Source organism: Pauljensenia hongkongensis (assembly GCF_001746855.1).
In the GTDB taxonomy this organism is placed as follows: Bacteria; Actinomycetota; Actinomycetes; order Actinomycetales; family Actinomycetaceae; genus Pauljensenia; species Pauljensenia hongkongensis.
Map to the genome: position 1 here is coordinate 816,248 of NZ_CP017298.1, position 3,017 is coordinate 819,264.

Consider the following 3,017-nt stretch of genomic DNA (forward strand, 5'->3'; position numbering starts at 1 on the left):
CCCGGAATCCACGGCCCCGGCCGGGCAGGCCGGGACGGCGCCGTCGGATCCGAGCCGTTTCGCGCCCGAGGCGCGCCCGCCGAGCGGGCTGGGTGGGTTCGTCATCCCCGACGACCCCTCCGCGCTCGACTCCCTGCCGCCGCTCGGTGCCTCCCCCGCCCCGGGATCCGCCTCGACTGCCCGCCCCGGATCCACGCCGGAGCCGGACGGCGCTCCCGACTCCGACGACGAGCCCCCGCGGGGCAATTACAAGTCCGGCGGGAAGCGCTGCGACTGACGGCGCCCGCCACCCCCTGGCGCGGCCGCCGCCGGGCGCCTCGGAACCGGTGCCCCCGCCCGGGGAACCGGGACGCACACGCGCCCGGGCGCTGCTAGGGTTGACCCATCGCTTGACCACGAGGAGACGGAATGTCCGACGCACGCGCGCAGTTGCTCGACCGCATCGAGCAGCTCCATCTGGACGACGAGCACCAGCAGATCATCGCGCTGATAGAGGCTCAGAACGACTTCACCAGCGACTACGACCTCGCGTCGTTGCTGGCGCGCGCGTACAACAACTACGCCCAGCCCCACATGGACACCTACCACGACCTGCTGCGCAGGGCGGTCGACCTGCTGCGCGGAGTCGAGACCGAGGGCCTGTCGGATCCGAAGTGGCATTACCGGATCGGTTACGCGCTCTACTTCCTCGACCGCGAGGACGAGGCCCTCATCTACCTCCGCCAGGCCCAGGCGCTCGACCCCACGGACACCGCCGTCACCGACCTCATCGACAGCTGCCACCGCTCCCTCACCGCGCGCACCGAGTTGATCCCCATCACCACGCAGAGCATCGCCGACTACTTCGACGACCGGGGATGGAACTACAACCTCGACGACAACACCCTGCTCACCGGCTTCACGGAAGGCGTGTACCGCCTCCGCAAGGAGACCGACACCGACGACCTGAGCCTGTGGGGCGCCCTGCGCACTGACGCGCCCATGGACCTGCGCCCCCGGCTGGTCGAGACCTGCAACGACTGGAACAACTCAACCCGTTGGCCCAAGACCCACGTCGTCACCCTGGACGACGGGACCGTGCGCATCTGCGCCGAGCAGTACCTGACGACGCACTTCGGCATGACCCGCGCCCAGCTGTCGATGGCGGTGGCCCGCTTCATCGACACGTCGGAACAGTTCTTCTCCCACATCGTCGAGCGCTTCCCGTCACTGGCCCGGCCCCCGAGGGAGGACTGAGGCCCACCATGGCGGCTATCGACGAGGAGGAGCGGCTGAGGCTGCTGGCCGAGGTGGCGCAGCTGCACGACGCCGGCCAGCACCAGCAGATCATCGCCCGCATCGAGAGGGTGAACGGGCACCGCGAGGACTACGTGATGGCGGGCCTGCTGGCGCGCGCGTACGTCAACTACGCGGACTCGTCGAAGTCCTCGTTCAACCAGCTCCACCAGACCGCCGTCGACCTGTTGGCGCCCTTCGAGCAGGAGGGCGCCGACGACCCCATGTGGAACTTCCGGATGGGCGCGGCCCTGTACTGGTTGGACCGTTTGGACGAGGCGATGCCCCGCCTGCGCCGCGCGTGCGAGCTGGACCCGGCGGACAAGGCGTTCTCGCAGCTCGCCGAGAAGTGCGCCCGGGAGATCACCGACAAGACGACCGTCATCCCCATCACGACGAAAACGATCACCGAGCACCTCGATTCGCGCGAGGCCACCTACGCCTTCCACGAGGACGGGGCGGTGTGCATGATGTTCTCCGTCGGGCACTACTGGTTCTCGGCCGCCCCGGAGGACAACAACGTGTCGCTGCTGGCCAGGATCGAGACGCCCGCGTCCCTCGACCTGCGCTCCGCGCTGGTGGAGGTCTGCAACGACTGGAACTCCCGGACCCGCTGGCCGAAGACGAGCGTCTACGTGAACGACGACGGCAAGGTCTTCGTCTACGCCGAGATGCACCTCACCCTCAACGGCGGGATGACGCGGGCCACTTTGAGCACGAACATCGACCGCTTCGTCAGCACCTCCCAGCAGTTCTTCACGCACGTCGGCGAGCGCTTCCCGTCGTTGGCCTACTCCCCCGAAGAGTGATCAGGAGCCGGTATGTTCGGTGTGTTCCAGCCCCGCCAACGACTGTTCGCGAAGATATCGCGCCTCAACGCCGACGGCGAGTACCGGCGCGTCATCGCCCTCATCGAGAGTCACAGGGGCTACGAGAACGACTACGAGCTGGTGGGCCTTCTGGCCCAGGCCTACATCGACTACGCCCATCCGTCCATGGACGCCTTCAACGACCTCCTCCAGTCGGCGGTCAACCTGCTGGCGAGCACGCAAGCGCAGGGCGCGGGCGATCCGCTGTGGAACCAGCGCATGGGGGTCGCGCTGTACTGGCTGGACCGCAATGAGGAGGCTGTGCCGTACCTGCGCCACTCGCTGGAGTTGAACCCGTCGGACTCGACGACTTCCACGTTCCTGCAGCGCTGCGAGGGCGAGATCACCGAGCGCACCATTGTGGCCCCGCCGACGGTCCAGCAGATCGCGCGGTACTTCGACCGCGAGGAGTGGAAGTACGCGCTCAAAGAGGACAGGGGCGTGCTGATCACGGATTTCGGACGGGGCCACTACTGGCTGTCGTGCGACTCCGACGGCGACGACGTCCAGCTCCGCGGGGCGCTGCTGGTGGTGCCCGACGAGGACCTGAGGGGCCCCCTGATGGACGCCTGCAACGAGTGGAACTCGCTGATGCGCTGGCCCAAGGCCTACGTCTCGGACCTCGACGGGCAGCTGCGGATCTACGCGGAGATGTACGTGACGTGCAGGCACGGCCTCACGTTCACGAACCTGTGCCTCAACGTCAAGCGCTTCATCACCACCGCCGAGGACTTCTTCGAGGACATCACGACGAAGTTCCCGGCTCTGCTGCAGGATCCCCCCTCGGACGGCGGCTCCTGAGCCCCGGCGGCCCTGCCGGATCCGGCGGGCGCGGTGGCCGGGCCCCGGACGGCCGGTAGGCGCCGCGCGCTC

The 3,017-nt window shown here is 68.3% G+C and carries 4 protein-coding genes; all 4 read left to right on the forward strand.

Going from position 1 to position 3,017, the window contains the following annotated elements; genetic code table 11:
- A partial coding sequence (locus BH719_RS09575; RefSeq protein ID WP_216818694.1) for a hypothetical protein occupies nucleotides 1-277 on the forward strand: 277 nt, incomplete at its 5' end.
- Nucleotides 278-408: 131 nt separating this feature from the next.
- Nucleotides 409-1,236: a YbjN domain-containing protein gene (locus BH719_RS03400; protein WP_009743349.1), complete on the forward strand. Its 828-nt coding sequence runs from the start codon at nucleotides 409-411 to the stop codon at nucleotides 1,234-1,236.
- An 8-nt stretch (nucleotides 1,237-1,244) separates the two neighbouring features.
- Nucleotides 1,245-2,084: a YbjN domain-containing protein gene (locus BH719_RS03405; protein WP_009743350.1), complete on the forward strand. Its 840-nt coding sequence runs from the start codon at nucleotides 1,245-1,247 to the stop codon at nucleotides 2,082-2,084.
- 12 nt (nucleotides 2,085-2,096) lie between these two features.
- The gene (locus BH719_RS03410; RefSeq protein ID WP_009743351.1) at nucleotides 2,097-2,945 is read left to right on the forward strand and encodes a type III secretion system chaperone family protein; all 849 of its coding nucleotides are present in this window, start codon (nucleotides 2,097-2,099) and stop codon (nucleotides 2,943-2,945) included.
- Nucleotides 2,946-3,017 lie beyond the last annotated feature (72 nt).

Coding starts and splice junctions, on each gene's coding strand:
- BH719_RS03405 (WP_009743350.1), top strand. CDS start 1,245: ATGGCGGCTATCGACGAGGAGGAGCGGCTGAGGCTGCTGGCCGAGGTG.
- BH719_RS03410 (WP_009743351.1), top strand. CDS start 2,097: ATGTTCGGTGTGTTCCAGCCCCGCCAACGACTGTTCGCGAAGATATCG.
- BH719_RS03400 (WP_009743349.1), top strand. CDS start 409: ATGTCCGACGCACGCGCGCAGTTGCTCGACCGCATCGAGCAGCTCCAT.